General features: G+C 70.9%; 18 protein-coding genes. 8 read left to right on the forward strand and 10 right to left on the reverse strand.

Annotated features, from left to right (window positions below):
- The first annotated feature begins 90 nt into the window (after positions 1 to 90).
- The 4 genes from F8566_RS48045 (at position 91) to F8566_RS48060 (ending at position 3,701) form a co-directional block, all read left to right on the forward strand.
- Complete coding sequence (locus tag F8566_RS48045; protein WP_225994201.1) at positions 91 to 711, forward strand: TetR/AcrR family transcriptional regulator; 621 nt, start codon at positions 91 to 93, stop codon at positions 709 to 711.
- Positions 712 to 774: 63 nt separating this feature from the next.
- On the forward strand, positions 775 to 1,686 hold the full coding sequence (locus F8566_RS48050) for a hypothetical protein (RefSeq protein WP_225994202.1): 912 nt from the start codon (positions 775 to 777) through the stop codon (positions 1,684 to 1,686).
- Positions 1,687 to 1,750: 64 nt separating this feature from the next.
- Entirely contained in the window at positions 1,751 to 2,719 is a 969-nt protein-coding gene (locus F8566_RS48055; RefSeq protein ID WP_192810268.1) for a maleylpyruvate isomerase family mycothiol-dependent enzyme, read from the forward strand.
- A gap of 37 nt (positions 2,720 to 2,756) precedes the next feature.
- Positions 2,757 to 3,701, forward strand: a complete 945-nt coding sequence (locus F8566_RS48060) for an AraC family transcriptional regulator (protein ID WP_151570924.1) — start codon at positions 2,757 to 2,759, stop codon at positions 3,699 to 3,701.
- 29 nt (positions 3,702 to 3,730) lie between these two features.
- Here F8566_RS48060 and F8566_RS48065 read toward each other — a convergent pair whose 3' ends face one another.
- From F8566_RS48065 to F8566_RS48085, 5 genes are all read right to left on the reverse strand, one after another.
- Positions 3,731 to 6,088: a sugar-binding protein gene (locus tag F8566_RS48065; protein WP_151570926.1), complete on the reverse strand. Its 2,358-nt coding sequence runs from the start codon at positions 6,086 to 6,088 to the stop codon at positions 3,731 to 3,733.
- Positions 6,089 to 6,097: 9 nt separating this feature from the next.
- Positions 6,098 to 6,904 carry a carbohydrate ABC transporter permease gene (locus F8566_RS48070; RefSeq protein ID WP_225994203.1) on the reverse strand — a complete coding sequence of 269 codons (807 nt, stop codon included), beginning with the start codon at positions 6,902 to 6,904 and terminating at the stop codon, positions 6,098 to 6,100.
- Entirely contained in the window at positions 6,901 to 7,815 is a 915-nt protein-coding gene (locus tag F8566_RS48075) for a carbohydrate ABC transporter permease (RefSeq protein WP_151570928.1), read from the reverse strand. The genes F8566_RS48070 and F8566_RS48075 overlap by 4 nt, the downstream gene beginning before the upstream one ends.
- Positions 7,812 to 9,140: an extracellular solute-binding protein gene (locus F8566_RS48080; RefSeq protein WP_151570930.1), complete on the reverse strand. Its 1,329-nt coding sequence runs from the start codon at positions 9,138 to 9,140 to the stop codon at positions 7,812 to 7,814. Before F8566_RS48080 ends, F8566_RS48075 begins: the two co-directional genes overlap by 4 nt.
- Positions 9,141 to 9,257: 117 nt before the next feature.
- Positions 9,258 to 10,595, reverse strand: coding sequence for a hypothetical protein (locus tag F8566_RS48085; protein ID WP_151570932.1), 1,338 nt, complete (start codon positions 10,593 to 10,595; stop codon positions 9,258 to 9,260).
- A gap of 208 nt (positions 10,596 to 10,803) precedes the next feature.
- Between F8566_RS48085 and F8566_RS48090 the strand changes: the two genes are divergently transcribed.
- The 4 genes from F8566_RS48090 (at position 10,804) to F8566_RS48105 (ending at position 13,884) form a co-directional block, all read left to right on the forward strand.
- The gene (locus tag F8566_RS48090; RefSeq protein WP_151570934.1) at positions 10,804 to 11,535 is read left to right on the forward strand and encodes a GntR family transcriptional regulator; all 732 of its coding nucleotides are present in this window, start codon (positions 10,804 to 10,806) and stop codon (positions 11,533 to 11,535) included.
- Between the two features lie 87 nt (positions 11,536 to 11,622).
- Positions 11,623 to 13,080 carry a PTS ascorbate transporter subunit IIC gene (locus tag F8566_RS48095; protein ID WP_151570936.1) on the forward strand — a complete coding sequence of 486 codons (1,458 nt, stop codon included), beginning with the start codon at positions 11,623 to 11,625 and terminating at the stop codon, positions 13,078 to 13,080.
- Positions 13,081 to 13,111: 31 nt separating this feature from the next.
- Positions 13,112 to 13,558, forward strand: a complete 447-nt coding sequence (locus tag F8566_RS48100) for a hypothetical protein (RefSeq protein ID WP_151570938.1) — start codon at positions 13,112 to 13,114, stop codon at positions 13,556 to 13,558.
- 80 nt (positions 13,559 to 13,638) lie between these two features.
- Positions 13,639 to 13,884 carry an EF-hand domain-containing protein gene (locus tag F8566_RS48105; protein ID WP_151570940.1) on the forward strand — a complete coding sequence of 82 codons (246 nt, stop codon included), beginning with the start codon at positions 13,639 to 13,641 and terminating at the stop codon, positions 13,882 to 13,884.
- A 153-nt stretch (positions 13,885 to 14,037) separates the two neighbouring features.
- Here F8566_RS48105 and pgi read toward each other — a convergent pair whose 3' ends face one another.
- The 5 genes from pgi to F8566_RS48130 form a co-directional block, all read right to left on the reverse strand.
- Positions 14,038 to 15,681 (reverse strand): glucose-6-phosphate isomerase, encoded by a 1,644-nt coding sequence (gene pgi, locus F8566_RS48110; RefSeq protein ID WP_151570942.1) that lies wholly within the window; start codon positions 15,679 to 15,681, stop codon positions 14,038 to 14,040.
- A 151-nt stretch (positions 15,682 to 15,832) separates the two neighbouring features.
- On the reverse strand, positions 15,833 to 17,230 hold the full coding sequence (locus tag F8566_RS48115; protein ID WP_151570944.1) for an aldehyde dehydrogenase (NADP(+)): 1,398 nt from the start codon (positions 17,228 to 17,230) through the stop codon (positions 15,833 to 15,835).
- A 92-nt stretch (positions 17,231 to 17,322) separates the two neighbouring features.
- Positions 17,323 to 18,324, reverse strand: a complete 1,002-nt coding sequence (locus F8566_RS48120; protein ID WP_151570946.1) for a proline racemase family protein — start codon at positions 18,322 to 18,324, stop codon at positions 17,323 to 17,325.
- A complete protein-coding gene (locus tag F8566_RS48125) occupies positions 18,324 to 19,253 on the reverse strand; it encodes a dihydrodipicolinate synthase family protein (protein ID WP_151570948.1) in 930 nt (309 codons plus the stop codon). Before F8566_RS48125 ends, F8566_RS48120 begins: the two co-directional genes overlap by 1 nt.
- On the reverse strand, positions 19,250 to 19,617 hold a 368-nt coding region (locus tag F8566_RS48130), incomplete at its 5' end, for a (2Fe-2S)-binding protein (RefSeq protein ID WP_192810270.1). The genes F8566_RS48125 and F8566_RS48130, both read right to left, overlap by 4 nt.

A 19,617-nucleotide genomic window follows, 5' to 3' on the forward strand; every position in this document is an offset into this window, starting at 1 on the left:
TGGTCGGTACCGTAAGCCTGGGAAAGGGCCGCGTCAATGACGGAATGTTCCCGGTAGGCTGATCGCCGAGAGGCCGGCTGGAGGTGCGGAGTGACGGAGACACAGGCGGGACCGGCAGGACGGGCGGCGCTGCCGATCCCCGACCGGCTGCTCGCCGTGGCGACCCGCATGTTCGCCGAAAAGGGCTACGCCAGCACGTCGGTCCAGGAGATCGTCGACGCTGCGGGCGTCACCAAGGGCGCGATGTACCACTACTTCGGCGCCAAGGACGATCTGCTTTACGAGATCTATCACCGGCTGCTCGCGATGCAGATGAGCCGGCTGGAGCGCATCGCCGACGGGCCGGGCGGTCCCGAGGAGAGGCTGCGCGCGGCCGCTCTCGACGTGCTCGAGACGAGCTTCCTGCACCTGGACGACTTCACCGTCTTCTGGCGTTCCATGCACATGCTCTCCGCCACGCGGCAGCAGGCCGTCCGCGCCGAGCGGCGGCGCTACCACGAACGTTTCCGGGGGCTGGTCGAGGAGGGGCAGCGCGCGGGCGCCTTCCGCACCGAGCCGCCCGCCGATCTCGCCGTGCACTTCTTCTTCGGCGCCGTGCACCAGATCCCCACCTGGTACCACGCGGGCGGACGGCTGAAGGCCGAGGCCATCGCCGCGCACTACGTCGATCTGTTCCTGGACGGTCTCCGCGGCACCGCAGCCGACCGCTGAGCCATGCCGCTGATAAGCCATGCCGCTGATGAGCCATGCCGCTGAGCCCCCATGGAGGTGTCAATGTTCGGGACCCCGATCGAGGTGTCCGGTCCGTTGCGCGCGCCGCGCAACATGCTCAGCGAGCAGACCTACGGCGACCACGCGAGCATCCATGACGAGACGACCGCGCAGCGGCTCGGCGTCGCGGGGGCGGCCATCGAGGGGCCGACGCACTTCAGCCAGTTCGACCCCCTGCTCGCGATGGTGTGGGGGCGCCGCTGGTTCGAGACCGGCTGTCTCAGCGCGCATTTCCAGGCCATCTGCACCGAGGGCGAGGAGACCCGCGCGCTGGTGACAATGGACGGCCCCGCTCCGTCCCGCGCCCACGTGCGCACCGAGAAGACGGACGGCACCGTGGTCCTGTCGGGCACGGCCACCCTCGGCCCCGACGCCGGGCCCACCGCGCTGGACGAACGGCTCGCCAAGAACAGGGCTCCCACCGCCGACCCCGTGATCCACGCCGGCTGGACGCCCGGCCGCAAGGGCGCCAAGCCGGAGCACGTGCGGATGGCGGCCGACACCCACATGGGCGACCTCTATCCGTTCACGCTCCGCCAGAAGCTCGCCTCGATGACCGAGCCCAGTTCCTGGTACGAGTCGGCTGACACTCCCTGGGGCCGCCCGATCGTGCCTTTCGAGATGGTCAGCGTGCTGGCCATGGCGACGTTCGGCGAGTCCGGGCTGACCAAGGCCGAGCCTTCGGTGGGCCTCTTCCTCGACCTGGAGATCCGCATGCTGGCCGGGCCGGTCTTCGTCGACGAGCCGTACATCCTCGAACGCGAGGTCGTCGCCCTCGGTGAGAGCCGCCGCACCGAGTCCGCATGGATCCGCACAACGATCACGGCCGAGACCGATGGGACGCCGGTGGCCGAGGTCCTTCTGCACCAGGGTGTGTTCAAGGAGTCCTACCCGCACTACCCGGCCGGCAGGTAGCCGACAGGCGGCAAGGCCTTCTGCCCGCGCCTCCGGGGGCGTACCGTCTGAGGAGGAGGCCGGGATGAGCGGGATTGGACATCCGGACGTGGACGGGTCGCTCGCCGCCTGGGCACTGGACGCGTGCCCGGCGGACGAGGCTTCCCTCATCTCCGCCCACGTCGCGGACTGCGCGCGCTGCACCGCGGAGGCGACACGCCTGCACGGCGCCACGACGCTGCTCGCGGTGGCGGCCGAGGAGCCGCCGCCCGCGGCGCTCCGCCCGCGAATACTGGCCGCCGCCCGCCGCCTGCGCGCTCCGGGTGCCGCGGTGGGAACGGTGGCGGGCCTCGCCGAGGCCTACGCGGCGCAGGTCGCGCTGATGGACGAGTTGCTGATGTCGCTGAGCCCGGAGGTGTGGCGGACGCCGCTCCAGCGTTACCGCTCGGTGCGGGAGCTGATCGCCCACCTGACCGGCAACGACGCCAGGTTCGCCGCCGACCTCGGATTGCCGCGACCCGTCCGGCACGGCCACCACGACGCCTGGCACGCGCAGGCGCGGGCGGTGGTCCAGGGCGTGTCCGGCGATGTCGCCCTGCTCGAGCGGGAGGCCTCCCTCGCCGGCGCACGGCCGGTCCGGGCCTCCGCGCGCTCCGCGCTCGTCCAGCGGACCTTCGAGACCTGGACGCACGCGGACGACATCCGCGCCGTCGCCGGCCGGCCTTCCGTCCCGCCGCCCGCCGAGCACCTGCGGCTCATCGTCGAGCTCGGGACCGGGCTGCTCCCCCGGGCCCTGCGCGTGCTCGGCCGCGAGCACCCGGGCTCCACCGCGCGCCTGGTGCTCACCGGCCCGGGTTCGGGCGAGTGGGCGGTGCCGCTGGCGCCGGGCGGCGAGCCGGGCCCCCCGGACGTCACCATCACGGCCGACGCCGAGGACTTCTGCCGCCTGCTCGCCGGGCGCCGCAGACCCGGGGACTTCCCGCACCGGGCGGAGGGCGACCCGGCCGTCGTCGCGGACGTGCTGCACGCCGCGTCCACCCTCGGTTGCGACTAGCGCGTCATACGTCCGATCTGCGTTTTAATGTGAGCCCATGGACGCGCTGACCGATCTCCTCGACGGGCCCCGGGCCCGGGGGGCCTTCATGCTGCGGGCCATGCTGGACCCGCCCTGGTCCCTGCGGATCGAGGACGAGGCGCCCCTCTGCCTGATGGCCGTGGTCAAGGGCGAGGCCTGGGTGATCCCGGACGGCGGCGACGCCCTCCGGCTCGGCGCGGGAGACATCGCGATCACCAGCGGGCCGGGGCACTACACGGTCGCCGACGACCGCGGGACACCGCCGCAGGTGGTGATCCACCCCGGTGACAGGTGCACGACGCTCTACGGCGAGCCGCTCCGGGAGAAGATGGCGCTGGGCGTCCGCACCTGGGGCAACAGCGCCGAGGGCGAGTCGGTGCTGCTCATCGGCACGTACCACATGCGCGGCGAGATCACCCAGCGGCTGCTGGCGGCGCTGCCGCCGCTGGTGGTGCTGCCGTCGGACGCCTGGGACAACACCCTCCTCACCTTCCTCGGCCAGGAGATCGGCAAGGACGACCCCGGTCAGGAGGCCGTCCTCGACCGGCTGCTCGACCTGCTCCTGATCTCGTCGCTGCGGGCCTGGTTCGACCGGCCGGGGGCGAACGCGCCGGGCTGGTACAGGGCGCACGGCGACCCGGTCGTCGGTCCGGCGCTCCAGTTGCTCCACGACGACATGGCCCATCCGTGGACGGTCGCCTCGCTCGCCGCGAAGACCGGCGTCTCCCGCGCGGCGCTCGCCCAGCGTTTCGGCAAGCTCGTCGGCGAGCCGCCCATGGCGTACCTCACGGGGCTGCGGCTCGCGCAGGCCGCGGACATGCTGCGCGAGACCGACAGCACCCTGGAGGCGGTGGCCCGCAAGGTCGGCTACAGCAGCGCCTTCGCGCTGAGCACGGCGTTCAAGCGCGTCCGCGGCCTCAGCCCCCAGGAGTACCGCGCACGCGGATCGCTCGAAAGCTGAGTCCTCAGCCGGGGGCGATCGGCCGATCGTCAGCCGCCCAGCCGGGCAGTGCTGCTCGCGGTGCCGCCCGCCTTGGCCTCGAACGCCACGGCCAGGACTCCGCGGTGCGGCAGCGGTGCGGCGAGAACGGTCACGGTCATGAGCCCTGCCCGCCGGACGACGATCTTCTTCCTGCCGAGGATCTTCCCGTCCCAGACGTAGGCGTGGGCCGTGCCCGGGCCGGTCGACCGCAACCGGAACGTCGTCCCGCCGCCGGAGACGGCGGGCCTCCCGGTGATCCGCGCGGTGTCCCACCACGGCGCCGCCCGGCCACCGGCGAGCGGGATCCCCGTCTCGGCCGCCTGGATGATCGAGAGCGGCGAGTTCTGCGACAATGCCGCCTCGGCCGGCATCACCGGAGGTGGGGCCGTGTCCGGCAGGCCCGGCGGCGGGACGTGCCCGGGGAGCGTGGTGAGCCCCCATCGGTACGGATCACCTTGGACACCGCCCCAGGTGGACCAGCCGAGGCGGGTCTGGCCGGTCTTGTCCTGGGTGTCGGAGTCGTAGACGAAGACGTTCAGCGCCATCCGGGCGGGGTCGACCGCGGCCGGGAGCGCCGTGAACGGGATCTTCGTCTCCACCGTGTATCCGGCGTACGGCTGGGAGACGGTGGCGGCGACCTCCATGCCGGGCGCGGTCTCCTTGCCCGGTCCCTGATGGTGGTCCGCGTCGCGTTCGAAGCACGGCTTGCCGTCGGCCATCGCCGGGAAGATGCCGGTCTTGAACGTGGTGGAGGTGTTCTCGGAGTCGCCGCGAGGGTCGACGGCGATCTCCACGGAGTCGGTGCGCCAGTGCCGCTTGCAGTCGTCCGCCCCGAGCACGGTGCCCCGCTTGTCGTCACGCACGTTCACCAGCATGTGCAGAGCGTCGCCGGTCCACGTCACCTTGCCTGTGGCCGAGCAGTCGGCGGACGACTCGCAGGCGCCGCCCTCCCAGACGCGGGAGAGGTCCAGCGTGGGACCGGAGTACTCGCCGGGATCCTCCTTCCCGTCGGTGCGGGGCGCCGTCCCCGCCTTGGGCAGCGCCGCCACCGGCACGAGTTCCAGCGCGGCCTTCCGCACGTCGGGCGGGGCGGAGCCGCTGGTCGTGGTGATCGTGTAGTCGTGGTCTCCGTTCACGCCGCCCTGGTCAGAGGTCGGCAGCGAAGCATCGGTGTTCTCCACCGTGAAGGTCACCGCACCCTTGGCTCCGGCGGCCAGTTCGTACGGTTTGCCGGCGGTGTCGGCGGCGAATCCCGTCGGCAGGTCGAGCTTGACGGTGCCGGATTGAGCGGAGGACGAGGTATTGGTCAGATCGATCCGCACCTTGCGCGACTGGCCGGACCCCAGCGTGAGCACCCGCTTCATCCGGCCGATGAGACCGGGCACTCCGGTCCTCCGCGCCCAGGCGTCGAAGTCGGCGACGCGAGGCAGCGGCTCCTGCTCTCCGGTGACAGCGGGTCCGGATTCAGGCTTGGAAGGTGCGGGTCGTTCACGGCTGTGCACCTCGGTGAAGTAGTCACATCCGATCTCGGCCGGGTCGGCAGGGACATCGGGACGTCCGCCCCAGCCCTGGCTCACGTACACCCGCTGGGCCTCGCGTTCCACCTGCGCCCAGGTCTTCCCGCCGTTGCGCGGCGACGCCCGGCCGCCCCAGACGCCGATGACTCTGGCGCTGGGGTCCGACGGTGTGAAGTCGGTGACGCAGGACGGACCGGTCGGCCCGGTCGCCCCGCCTGTGATCAGGAGCCGTCGCGCGGCCCAGGGACGCGGCGCGTCCTTGGGGCCGGCCTTCGCGTCGGCAGCGGCGAAGTAGGCCTCGATGGCCAGGCGCGCGGCCTCCTGGTGATGTCCGTGCTGCCCGGGCAGCGGCGCCGGCTCCATGGTGACGATCGTCTCCGGCCGGGTCTCGCGTACCAGGCGGACGACCTTTTCCAGCGTGGCTTGGTGGTTCCATGACTTCGCCGCCAGGGGCGCGCTCACCGTGTAGTAGAAGTCGACCTTGTCCAGGTAGTGCACGTCCTTGATGCCCGCCTTGCCGACCGCACGGCGCTCCTCGTCCTCGCGCAGCAGTCCGAGGGGCGGGCCTTCCTCGGTGCCGACCGCGTTGCCGCCGCCCTCCCCGCGCGTGACGGTGAGCACGCCGACCCGGGCCCTGCTGACGTACGGCCCGTCGAACTCGTTCCACTGGCCGTACGTCGACAGGCCACTCGCCTCGTCGTCGGGATGCGCCCCGACGAACAGGACGTCCAGCCGGCCCTTCTCGGATGGGCGCGCCGCGTGCGCCGGGACAGCCGTGAGGGCCGTTCCCGCGAGAACGGCAGCGAGGGCGGCGGGGAGGGCGGCGGCGGGCAGGGCGAGTCTCCTCATGGGGTACTCCTACTCCTTGATGGCCCCCGAGAGCATTCCGGCGATGAACCGCCGTTGCAGGAAGACGTAGACGGCCACGATCGGCGCCGCGATGATGAGCGCCCCGGCCATCAGCTGCGCGTAGTCGGTCTGGTGCGCGCCCTGGAAGAACGACAGCCCGAGCGGGGCGGTGCGCAGCCCCTCGTCGGAGTTGAGGATCACCAGCGGCAGCAGGAACTCGTTCCAGGTCCACATCGAGGTGAGCAGCACCATGGTGAGGATCGCGGGCCCGCCCATCGGGACCAGCACGCGCCACAACGTCGTCCAGCTCGACGCCCCGTCCATCCGGGCCGCCTCGATCAGCGAACGCGGGCAGGCGCGGAAGTAGGCGCGCATCCAGAACGTGCCGAACGCCACCGACTGGGCGATCTGCGGCAGGATCACGCCCGCGTAGGTGTTGTCCAGGTTCAGCGAGCGCAGGTCGAAGTAGAGCGGGATCACGACGGCCTCGGTCGGGATGGTGAGCCCGGCGAGGAACAGCAGGAACAGCACGCCCGACCCGCGCGGCGCCAGCACGCCGAGCGCGTATCCCGCCATGATCGACAGGACCGTCGCGGCGGCGACCGTGGCGGCCGTGACGATGAGGCTGTTGCGCATGTACGTCGCGAAGTGCCCCTCCCGCCACGCCTCCCGGAAGGTCGACAGGTCGAATCCCGGCAGCTGGAAGGCCTGCGCCACAACGGCCACCAGCGGGAACACCGCGATGACCGCGAACACGACGAGGATCGCGTGGTTGAGGACGAGCTCCTGGCGTCCGGTCATGACCAGGCGGGTCACGCGCCCCTCCCCTCGGCCAGGCGGCTGATGCCGGCGGTGAGGAGGAAGATGAGCGCGGCCAGCGTGATGCCGATGGCGCACGCCAGCCCGACCTCACCGGTGTTGAACGCCCGGTTGTAGACCTCGTACGCCGGGACCTTGGTCTCCTCCCCCGGGCCGCCCTTGGTGGTCACGAAGATCAGGTCGAAGTTCCGCAGTGCCGCGGCGACGGTGAGCGTCAGCGCGACCGCGAGCTCCCGGCGCAGCCCCGGCAGCGTGACCGCGAGGAACTCGCGGACCGGGCCCGCCCCGTCGATGCGGGCCGCCTCGTACAGCTCGCGCGGGATCTTCTGCACCCCGGCCAGGAACAGGACCATCGCCAGGCCGATCTCGACCCAGGTGCCGATGAGGCCGACCGCCGGGAGCGCGAAGGTGAAGTCGCCGAGCCAGCCCCGGGACCAGTCCGGCAACCCGAGCCGGTGCAGGCCGCGCAGCACGGAGTTGACCGGGCCGTCCGGGGAGTAGACCCACTGCCAGGCGACCGCCACGGCGACCATCGCCACGACCTGGGGCAGGAACAGCACCGTCCGGAAGAACGCAAGCCCTCTGATCCGGGTCCGCGACACCGCGCCGACGAGGACGAACGCGATCAGGCACGGGATGACCGCGTAGAAGACGATGAGGATCAGGGCGTGCCCGAACGCACCGCGCAGGGACGGGTCCGTCAGCGTCTTGGTGTAGTTGGACAGCCCCGCCCAGGTGCCGGTGCTGATGCCGTCCCACTCGTACAGCGAGAACCAGAAGCCGCGTACGAGAGGCCAAAGCAGGAACGCGGCGTACACCAGCAGAGCGGGCAGCACGTAAAGCCAGCCGATGCTGCGCGGCTCACCGGGAGGTCTGCCACTGCGGGAGTCGTCTTTGGCGGGCGTCACTTCTTCTTGAGGAATTCGGCGTAGTCCTTCTGCGCGTCGCCCAGCGCCTGCTGCGGCGTCGCCTTCCCTGCGAGGAGCCGCTGGAGCGGGCCGCCGAAGGTGTCGGCGAGATTCGGCGTCGCGTAGTCGATGTACGGGGTGATCCCGTCACTCTTGCTCAGCTCCGCCCACGCGGCGGCGATCTCCTTCATCACCGTGCCGTCCGGCTGCCTGGACGGAGGTGCCAGCGCGGGCAGGTTGCCGGTCTCGACGGAGACGTCCATCGCCTCAGGCGAGGTGATGAAGTTGATGTAGGCGGCCGCCACGTCCGGATGTCTGGACTTCGCCGTGATCGAGAACGGCAGGCTCTCCCCGCCCATCGTGACCGGCGCCCCGCCGGCCTGCGCAGGCGGCGGCAGCATGAAGCCGACCTTGTCGCCCAGCTTGTCCTTGAGGTCGGCGGCCCACCATGTGCCGCCGACCATGAAGACGCCCTGGCCCTTGGCGAAGTTGACCGGGGTGTCGTCCCACTTGATGGCGTTGGCGTCCTTGGTGAGGTAGCCCTGCTCGGCCCAGTCGGCCAGCTTCTGCGCCGCCTGGACGTTCGGCTGGTCGGTCCAGGAGCCGCTCTTGCCGAAGACGAGGTTGCGCACCGCCTCCTTGCCCGCCGTCTGGTCCTGGATGACCCCGTACATCTGCATCGCAGGGAGCTTCTCCAGGTTGCCGAACGCCAGCGGCAGCTCCCCCTTGCTCTTGGCGGTGCCGAGCGCCTGCTCGAACTCGGCCCACGTCTTCGGCGGCTGGATCCCGATCTTGGCCAGCTTGTCCTTGTTGTAGTAGATGCCGACGATCTCCCCGTTCAGCGAGACGCCGTAGAGTTTGCCCCCGCCGATGGACGTGCCGTCGGGGGTGACGCTGTTGAGGTCCGTCAGGCCCTTCGGATAGCGCTTCTTCCACCCGTAGACCTGGTCGTAGGAGTCGAGCGGCAGGAGCAGGCCGCCCTTCACGACCTGGCCCATGGCGGCGTAGCCCTGGTTGGCCTGGACGACGTCGGGCGGGTCGTCGCCGGAGAGCGCGAGCCGCAGGGTCTTCTGCAGGTCGGTGAACGACCGCGCCACCCGATTGATCTTGACGTTGGGATATCTGGCCTGGAACCGGGCGTTCAGGGTCTCGATCTGCTTGCGCTGCCCGCCCTGGATCTCCTGATCCCAGACGGTGAGCGTGACGTTGCCCGCCTTGGCGACGTCGGTGCTGACCGCGGCGGGCGCCTTGCTCGCGGGCTTGTCGCCGTCCGAGCCCGGCGCGCACGCCGTGACGAGGCCGAGGCCGAGCACGGCGGCGACCACCGTGCCGAGCGTGCCTCTTCGTCGAGCTCCCCGGCCTCTGCGACCTCTCCGACCGACCGGTTCCAGGACCACGTGCGGCTCCTTTTCAGCAGGTGGGGTCTCCGCCTCCGGAACGGGCTACTTCTCCGGGACGAAGAGGCGGACGTCGTCGATCTGCGCGTCGCCCTCGTAGAAGTTCATGTGGGGGTCGCCGATGATGAAGTGGTCGGGGTACGCCGATCCGGCGGGCCAGGTGTCCTTGTCGACGAGCGTCCCGCCGGGGCCGCTCCAGGTCCACTCCGCGTTGAAGCGGCCGTCGTAGTCCTCGGCCTTCTGGTTGTAGTGCCAGATCGGCTCGCCGTCCTGCACGAACGACCTGGTGTAGCGGAACGTGGCCTGCCCCACGTGGGCGAAGTTGCCCGACATCTCCATGGTGTACGCGCCGTTCCGGCGTTCGATGGCGAACGTGTACGGCTCGGCGGGCAACAGCTCCGGCCGCAGGTCCACCTGGGAGACGATCGCCTTGCCCTTGGCGAAGCCGCACTCGCTCTCCATGAGGTACTCGGTGCCCGGCTGGTTGGCGTAGCGGCGGTCATCGGTCATGAAGATGGCGTTGACACCGTTGCCGGTGCTGGCGCCGTACGGCTCGTACTGCTTGGTCACCGGGTTGCACACGCGAAGACCGGTGCCGGTGTACTTGTAACGGTTGTAGGAGTCCATCGCCACCTTGCGGTGGGTGTGGATGAACACGTTGTTGTGCGGAGCCGGGCGCGCGTAGTCCATGATGCCGAGGTAGTAGAACCCGTTGGCGTCGGTACGCACATCGAACCATGAGCATTCGGGCCTGGAGAAGTCCCCGCCGGACGCCCAGGGATGGTTGGTCTTGCATCCCTCCGGCGAGTAGCCGTTGATCCGGCCGTCCGGGTAGTCCCACGAGCCGCCGCGCTGGCCGCCGAAGTCGAGCCCGCGCAACGTCATCTCGACGCGGTACTCGGCGGGCAGCGGCCTGGACGAGCGGACGAGCACGCCGCCCTTGTGGCTCGGCTCGTCCATGCGCGCGACGCCGTCGCGGGTCACCAGCGTCGGGGGCGCGTCGGGCTTCCCGTCGCCGTCCTCGTCACGGGCGGCGAGCTCGGCGGTGAGCCAGCCGCGGGCCCCGAAGCTGAACGACTTGCGGTAGGTGTTCACCTTCGCCAGCTGCTCGCGGAAGGCGGGACCGCCGACCGTCTCGAAGAAGGCGCCGTCGTTGTCGTAGACGTCCACGTTGTAGGGGCTGGCGGGACCGTCGTCGTCGCGGAACCACGCCGCGTGCCGGTCGTCCACGTGCCGGTTGAACGGCTCCGCCGCGACCAGCCGCCAGCCGCCGGCGTCTGCGCCGGTGCCGGTTCCGCTCCCGGGAGCCGCGTGGGCCGCCGGCGCGGCGACCAGGGCGAGGGGCAGGGTGAGGGCAGCGACGCCTCGGGTGAACGTCTTCATGCCACCGTCTCCATCATGTTCCGTCATCTCCTCACGTGGCGCTGCGAAGATCCAGACGAATCCTTCGCGACGCTAACCCACGCCCCCGCCCGGCACCAGGCACAGATGTTCACAAAAGTGGTATTGACCACTCGGCCGCACTGGCCTTACCGTTGCCGCCAACCGAACGGCACCCGCCAACCGAACGGCACCGCAGGGGGTGAACGGCATGACGACCGCTGGTGACGACGGCGCTGCGAACACCAAAAGGCGGACGGTCCGCCGCGAGCTCCTCGCGATGCTGGACGGCCTCGACGTCGGCGACGCACTGCCGTCGGAGCGCCGGCTGGCCGAGACGCTGGGCGTCTCCCGGCCGACGCTCCGGGCCGCGATCGACGATCTGGTCGCCGACGGCCTGCTCGACCGGCGGCACGGCAGCGGCACGTACGTGGCCGAGCCGCGGATCGCGGTGCCGCTGACCATGACCTCGTTCACCGAGGACATGATCCGGCGCGGGATGAAACCGGGCGGCCGGGTGCTCTCGTTCCGCACCGCGTCGGCCGGCGCCAAGATCGGCCGCCGGCTGTCGGTCTCACCCGTCGAAGAGGTATTTACCATTCGCCGGCTGCGGCTCGCCGACGGCGCGTCGATGGCCATCGAGACCCTCTGCACACCCACCGAACTGCTGCCCGGCCTGCGGAGGGAGGATCTCGAGGGCGGCTCGTTCTACGACCTGCTGCGCTCCCGCGGCATCGTCATCGCCTCCGGTACCGAGACCATCGAGCCGACCGTCACCACCGAGGAGGAGGCCGCCGACCTCGGCGTGCCGGTGCACACGCCCGCCTTCCTCTTCGAACGGGTCACCCGCGACGAGCGCGGCCGGCCCCTGGAGTACGTCCGCTCCGTTTACCGCGGCGACCGCTACCGGCTCGAGCTCGACCTGCGGCCGCCGTCGGCCTGACCACCTGACAGCCGTCATCGACCCCCACCGTTCCACCCGCGCTGACGGGGGCGACAGCGCGCACCTGAATCCCGAGGTGACGCCACTGTGGACATCGTCAAGGACATCCTCACCTTCCTGGCCGACAACGTGTTCGGCCAGGTGCCCATCCTCATCGGCCTGATCACGCTCGCGGGGCTGCTGCTGCAGCGCAAGCGCCTCGAGGACACGCTCGCCGGCGCACTGCGCGCCACGATCGGCGTCGTCATCCTCTTCATCGGCGTCGACGTCTTCGTCGGCGGCCTCACCAGCTTCCAGACCGTGCTCGCGAACGCGATGGGCACCGAGCCGCCGAAGGCCAAGAACACGCTGACCGGCTTCCTCGCCGAGCAGGGCGGCACCGTCGCGCTCGTGATCACGGTGGCGTTCCTCGTCCACGTGCTGATCGTGCGGCTCTTCCCGGCGGCCCGGTACCTCTACCTGACCGGCCATCTGATGTTCTGGATCAGCACGGTCACCGTCGCCTCGCTGGTCACGATCGCCCCCGACGCCGACCAGCTCACCCTGGTCCTGTGCGGCGCGGGCTTCGTCGCCTCCTACTGGACGCTGCAGCCTCTGTGGATGCGGCCCCTGATGCGCAGGGTCATGCCCGACGACCGGTTCGGGTACGCGCACACCAGCTCGCTCGCGTGCCTGGTGACCGGCCTCGCCGCCCGCCCCCTGGGCGACCGCGAGAAGCACGACACCGAGAAGCTCAAGCTCCCGCGCCAGCTGTCGTTCTTCAAGGACATCAACGTCTCCACGGCCCTGGTGATCTCGGCCATCATGCTCGTCGCGGTCGCGCTCGCCGACCAGGCGGTGGTCACCAAGCTGGCCGCCGAGATGGACCCCAAGCTGTCGCCGTGGGTGTGGGGGCTCCTGGTCGGGCTGCGCTTCGCCGGCGGCATCGCGATCCTGCTCTTCGGGGTGCGCATGTTCCTCGCGGAGATCGTCCCGGCGTTCAAGGGCCTCAGCGACAAGGTGATCCCGGGCACCCGCCCGGCGCTCGACGCGCCCACCGTCTTCCCCGTCGCCCCCACGGCGGTGATGCTCGGCTTCGTGTCCGCGACCGCGGTGTTCCTCGCCTGCCTCGGCGTCTTCGCCGCCGCGGGCTGGTTCACCCTCGCACCGCCCATGATCATGCTCTTCTTCGTCGGCGGCGCGGCCGCCCTCTTCGGCAACGTCGTCGCGGGCTGGCGCGGCGCGGTGCTCGGCGGCGTTCTGACCGGCCTCATCCTGGCGATCGGCCAGGCCGTCACCTGGGGCATGTACGAGTCGACCGCGCCCGAGCTGGCCACGCTCGCCGACCCCGACTGGTACGCGATCGCCTGGCTGCTCAAGGGACTCGACCCCGTCGTCGGCGGCGCGTCCGTCTGGGCCGTCCCCGTGGTCGCGCTGGCCGCCACCGTCGCCACCCTGCTCGTCCTCGGCCGCCGCGAGAAGGCCAGAGCCACCCTCGAGGACACGCGCCAGGAGCCAGGGAAACGAGCGGCGACCGGGGAGGACGCAGCCAAGGGTAAAGCTTGACCCCATGTCCGGCGGGCTGCATGAGATGCCCATGAAAGGGCACGTCATCGGGATGGACGAGCACAAAAAGGAATCCCTGGCACACGAGCCGACAGGCCCGCACAGCCAGCGGATCGACGACACCCCCGGATCGGCCGGATCTCCCACAGAGGCGTCGATGCCCAAGGCAGAGGACAACCCGGCAGAGCGTTCCTACGGGCAGGGTTCGGCGCTGCCGTCCGACGACACCGGAATCCGCGACGGCAGCGCGAGGGACGGTGAACAGTCCCGTGGACACGATCGTGAGGAGCGTCCCGAAGGCCGTTCCGGCGAGGGCCGGGGGGCGGCGGAGGACGTTCCCGGATCCCGCCCGCAGGGAGATGAGCTGAGCGGTGAGGACCTGGCCTTCGAATTCGAACCCGGCCCCACCCCGCAACGGCGATCAAAGGGGCAACAGGGCCCGGCCGAGGGCCCTCAGGTCGAGCCGGAAGATTCATAAACCGTCGGCGATTCCTTCAAGTAAAGGAAACAGCACTATGGCATGATGCGGACATATTGCATCGAAAAAAGGAGTCGCGAGTGACCACTGAACCGACCGAGGACGAACTTTTCACCGTCTTCACGCGGGCGGACCTCGGCGGCGACGAGAAGCTCGACCTGATGGAGTTCACGATGGTGCTGGAGAGCCTGGGGCTGTCCTGGGCACGGCACGAAGTGCAGGACCGCTTCGAGAAGACCGACACCAACCATGACGGCTTCATCTCCTACCCGGAACTCCGGGCGCTGCTCGACACCCAGGGGCTGACCGGGCCGCAGCGCGCCTGATCCCTTCCCGCCAACGCCTGACCCGTTCCGCTGACAAGGCCCGCCGGTCTTTACCCGATCCGGCGGGCCTTGTCATTGTGCCGGTGTCATTGCCGTCGTTGCCGTCGTCCGGGCTTATCGCCCGTCATAGGGCCGCGGTTCAGGCCGGACGGCTCAGGCCGGGCGGCCGCGCCACTCGCGGTAGCGGCGCACGAGCGCCGCCGTGGACGGGTCGGGCGCGTCGGCGGGCGGCTCCGGAGAGGTCAGCGCGGGCGCCAGGTCCATGGCCATGACCTTGCCCAGCTCGACCCCCCACTGGTCGAAGGAGTCGATGCCCCAGATCGTGCCCTCGACGAACACGATGTGCTCGTAGAGGGCGACCAGCTGGCCCAGGGTGGCGGGCGTCAGCTTGGGCGCGAGGATGGTGTTGGTGGGGCGGTTGCCCGGCATGACCTTGTGCGAGACGACGGCCGCCGGGGTGCCCTCGGCGGCGATCTCCTCCGCGGTCTTGCCGAAGGCGAGGGCGGAGGTCTGGGCGAGGAGGTTGGCGGTCAGCAGGTCGTGCATGCCCGCGCCGCCGGCGGTGTGGTCCTCGAACGGCTCGGCGAAGCCGATGAAGTCGGCGGGCACCAGCCGGGTGCCCTGGTGGAGCAGCTGGTAGAAGGCGTGCTGGCCGTTGGTGCCGGGCTCGCCCCAGAAGATCTCGCCGGTCTGGGCGACGACGGGGGCGCCGTCGGCGCGCACGGACTTGCCGTTGGACTCCATCGTGAGCTGCTGGAGGTAGGCGGGGAAGCGCGCGAGCCGCTGGCTGTACGGCAGCACGGCACGGGTCTGGGCGCCGAAGAAGTCGTTGTACCAGATGCCGAGCATGCCCATCAGGACCGGCATGTTCTGCTCGAACGGGGCGGTGCGGAAGTGCTCGTCCATGGTGTGGAAGCCCGCGAGCATCTCGCGGAAGCGGTCCGCCCCGATGGCGATCATCAACGACAGGCCGATCGCTCCGTCGAAGGAGTAACGGCCGCCCACCCAGTCCCAGAACCCGAACATGTTGTCGGTGTCGATGCCGAAGTCGGCGACCCGCTGCGCGTTCGTCGACACCGCCACGAAGTGCCGGGACACCGCCTTGTCGTCGCCCAGCGCGGCGACCAGCCACTCGCGGGCGACCTTGGCGTTGGTGAGCGTCTCCAGCGTGCCGAACGTCTTGGAGGCGACGATGAACAAGGTCTGCTCGGGGTCCAGGTCCCGGAGCTTCCCGGAGAGGTCGGCCGGGTCGATGTTGGACACGAACCGGGCGGAGATCCCCGCGTCGGCGTAGTCGCTGAGCGCCTCGTACGCCATCGCCGGGCCGAGGTCGGAGCCGCCGATGCCGATGTTGACCACGGTGCGGATCGGCTTGCCGGTGAAGCCCGTCCACTCCCCCGACCGCACCCGCCCGGAGAAGTCCGCCATCTTGTCCAGCACGGCGTGCACGTCGGCCCCCACGTCCTGGCCGTCCACGTTCAGCCGCGCGTCGCGGGGCAGCCGCAGCGCCGTGTGCAGCACCGCCCGGTCCTCGCTGACGTTGATGTGCTCGCCGGCGAACATCGCGTCGATGCGCTCCCGCAGCCCGGCCCGCACGGCCAGTGCCAGCAGCAACCGCATCGTCTCATCGGTCACCCTGTGCTTGGAGTAGTCCAGGTAGAGGTCGCCCGCGCTCACCGCCATCCGGTCCGCCCGCCCGGGGTCACCGGCGAACAGCTCGCGCAGGTGCGTCCCGGCCAACGTCGGGTGGTGCTCGGCCAGCGCCGACCACTCGGATGATTCGGTGATATCAGCCATAACCCACTCATCTCCCCGCATATCCCGGAGAGCGCCGGTGGCGCTCCCCGGTGGTCCATACCCCGACCTGCGATCATAAAGTGATCGCAGGCCGCCCACCTGCCAACCGCCCGAACGCGCCCCTCCTTCCCGCTCGCGTTCAGAATCGCGGTCAGTTGCGGCGTTGCGGGACGCCCCACGGGTTGTCGTCGCGGAGGGGCGGCGGGAGGAGCTCCTGGGGCATGCCCTGGTAGGTGACCGGGCGCAGGAACCGTTCGATCGCGGCGGTGCCGACCGAGGTGGTCGCGGGCGTGGTCGTCGCGGGGAACGGGCCGCCGTGCTGCATCGCGTGCGTGACGGAGACTCCCGTGGGCCACTGGTTCCAGAGGACGCGCCCGCTGCGGTCGGTGAGCACCGCCGCGAGGGCGGCGAGCTCGGGCGCCTCGCCCTCCTCGCCGTGCAGGGAGGCGGTGAGCTGGCCGGGCATGGACGCCAGCAGCCCGGTGACGTCCGCGAGGTCCTCGTACGTCACCACCATGCCGAGCGGGCCGAAACACTCCTCGCCCGCCACGTCCTTGTCCGCGGCGAAGTCCGCCAGGCCCATCGTGAGCAGGCGTGGCCCGGCACCGTCCGACCAGACCAGCCGCCGCACGCCCGGGCGGCCGGCGAGGGTGTCAGCGGTGGACAGGTAGCCGGCCTCGATGCGGTCGTTCAGCATCGGGGCGGCGCCCACCGCGCCGACCAGCTCGGCGATCCGGTCCACGATGCCGTCACCCGCGGGCACGAAGAGCAGGCCGGGGTTGGTGCAGAACTGGCCGGCGCCGAGCGTGAGCGATCCTACGTAGCCCTTGGCGATCTCCTCACCGCGTGCCTTGGCCGCCTGTGCCGTGACCACGGCGGGATTTACGCTGCCCAGCTCGCCGTAGAACGGGATGGGCACGGGCCGTTCCGCCGCGATGCGGGCCAGTGCCAGTCCGCCGTGCTGCGACCCGGTGAACGCGGCAGCCGTGATCGCCGGGTGGCGGAGCGCCTCGACGCCCTCCTGCTCGCCCTCGATCAGGCCGAAGACGCCCTCCGGCACGACCGCACTGATGATCTCCGCCGTGCGGCGGGACAGCCGTGGATGGCCGGGGTGCGCCTTGACGATGACCGGGCATCCGGCGGCCAGCGCCGAGGCGGTGTCGCCGCCCGCGACGCTGAACGCGAACGGGAAGTTGCTCGCGGCGAAGACCAGCACCGGGCCGACCGCCGTACGGTAACGACGCAGGTCAGGGCGTGGACCGGTGGACCAGTCCGGGTCGGGCCGGTCGATGCGGGCGTCATGGAACTCGCCCTTGCGGACCTCGTCGGCGAAGAGCCTGAGCTGGAACGTGGTGCGGGTCAGCTCCCCGTTCAGCCGGGTCTCCCCCAGATGCGTCTCCTCGTCGGCCAGCGCGACGAGCTCGGCCCGCGCGTCCTCCAGGGCGTCGGCCACCGCCGCCAGCGTCGCGGCCCGAGTGTCGGGCGGCGCCGCGGCCCACGGGCTTGCAGCTGCCGCGGCGGCTGTGGCGGCCTGGTCCGGCGTGGTCATGAGGTGCTCCTTCTGGGCTTGCTTGCGTGTGCGCTTGCTTGCATGTGAGCTGCTTCGTCTGTGCTTACTCTCGACGGGCTCGTCACATGACGCTAGAGGACGAAACCCTCCGGGAAGGGGTCGGCCGGATCGAGCATGTAGTTGGCGGTCCCGGTGATCCAGGCACGTCCGGAGAACTCCGGGACGACGGCGGGAATTCCGCCCACCTCGGCCGTGCCCGTCAGACGGCCGATGAACCGGGTGCCGATGAACGACTCGTTCACGAACTCGGTGTCCAGCGGCAGCTCACCGCGGGCGTGCAGCTGCGCCATCCGCGCGGAGGTGCCGGTGCCGCACGGCGACCGGTCGAACCATCCGGGGTGGATCGCCATCGCGTTGCGCGAGTGCTTGGCGTCCGAGCCGGGCGCCAGGAACTGCACGTGCTTGCAGCCGCCGATCGACGGGTCCACCGGGTGGGCGGGCCGGTTCTGCTCGTTGATCGCCGCCATGATGTCGAGACCGGCCTTGAGAATGTCGTCCTTGCGGGCCCTGTCGAACGGCAGGCCGAGAGGTTCCAGGTCGGTGATGGCGTAGAAGTTGCCTCCGTACGCCATGTCGTACCGGACCTCGCCGAGCCCGGGGACGTCCACCACCGCGTCCTGTTCCAGGCAGAACGAGGGGATGTTGCGCAACGTGACATGTTCCGCCCGCCCGTCGCGCACCGCCACGCGGGCCTCGATCAGCCCGGCCGGGGCGTCGAGCCGCACGATGGTCTCGGGCTCGGCGACCTCGACCATGCCGGTCTCGACCAGGACGGTCGCGACGCCGATGGTGCCGTGCCCGCACATCGGCAGGAAGCCGCTGACCTCGATGTAGACCACGCCCCAGTCGGCATCCGGGTGGATCGGCGGCTGGAGCAGCGCGCCGCTCATCGCCGAATGCCCGCGCGGCTCGTCCATCAGGAAGCGCCGCAGCCCGTCGAGGTGCTCCATCGCGTAACGCCGCCGCTCGGCCATCGTGTCGCCGGGGATGGGCGGGACCCCGCCGGTGACGACCCGGGTCGGCATGCCCTCGGTGTGCGAGTCGACGGCGCTGAGGGTCCGGACCGAGCGCATCAGGCGGCCTTCCGCTTCCCGAGCGCGGTGATCGCGCGGGCCATGTCGGCGGTGACCTGCTCGCGGTGTTCGCGGGTGAGCGGCCCGCGCGGCGGGCGGCAGGGACCGCCGTACCGGCCGACCTGCTCCATGCCGAGCTTGATGGCCTGCACGAACTCGGTGCGCGAGTCCCAGCGGAACGCGGCGACGAGCGGCTCGTACAGCGCCCGCGCCTCCGCCAGCCGGCCAGTGGTCGCCAGCTCGTAGAGCAGCGCCGACTCGGCCGGGAAGACATTGGGGAATCCGGCGAACCAGCCGGTGGCGCCCATCAGCAGGGCCTCCAGGGTCACGTCGTCGGCGCCCGCGACGACCTCCAGCCCGGGGGCCTTCTCCCTGATCTCCAGAACGCGGCGGACGTCACCGGAGAACTCCTTGACCGCGACGATGCCGTCGATCTGCGCGATCTCGGCGAGCAGGTCCGGGGTGAGGTCCACCTTGGTGTCGATGGGGTTGTTGTAGACCATGACCGGCAGGCCGGCCGACGCGACGGCCTCGAAGTGGGCGATGACCTCGCCGCGGTTGGCTCGGTACATCGTCGGCGGCAGGCACAGCACGCCGTCCGCGCCGTCCTCCGCCGCGAGCTCGGCCCAGTGCTTGGCCTGGTGGGCACCGGGGCCGTGCACGCCCACGACGACGACGCCGTCATCCCCGACCGTCTCGACCGCGGTGCGGGCGACCCGGCGGCGTTCCTCGTCGGTCAGCGAGGAGTACTCGCCGAGCGAGCCGTTCGGGCCGACGCCGCGGCAGCCGTTGTCGACCAGCCAGCGGCAGTGCTCGGCGAACCGGTCGTAGTCGACCGCAAGCCCGGCGGGCGCCGAGGCGTCCTCGCGGTACGGCAGCGCCGTCGCGACGATGACGCCGCCGAGACTCTTGATCGTGTCGGTGCTCATGAGCCGCTCTCTTCCTCGTGCGGGGGTCGTGCCAGCTCGCCGAGCCGGATGGGCTGGGCGACGGGTCGGTGGTGCGGGGTGGCGGTGATGCCGCGCCGGGCGAGCAGTTCGGCGACCGTGGGGCCGCAGATGCGGGCCTGGCACGGGCCGAGCCCGGCGCGGGTGCCGAGCCTCACCGCCCGCGCGGAGCCGCTCGCCTGGTCGCCGGCGGCGCGGCAGATCGTGTCGTACGTGGTCTCCTCGCAACGGCACACGACGGTCTCCGGGCGCATCCAGTCGCTCCAGGCCGCCCCGATGGGGTGCGCGGCGGCGAGCCGTCCGGCGAACGCGCGGGCCTGGTCGCGGCGGCGGCGCCGCCGCCGGG

Origin of the sequence: Actinomadura rudentiformis, assembly GCF_008923185.1 — a bacterium.
GTDB classification, from domain to species: Bacteria; Actinomycetota; Actinomycetes; order Streptosporangiales; family Streptosporangiaceae; genus Spirillospora; species Spirillospora rudentiformis.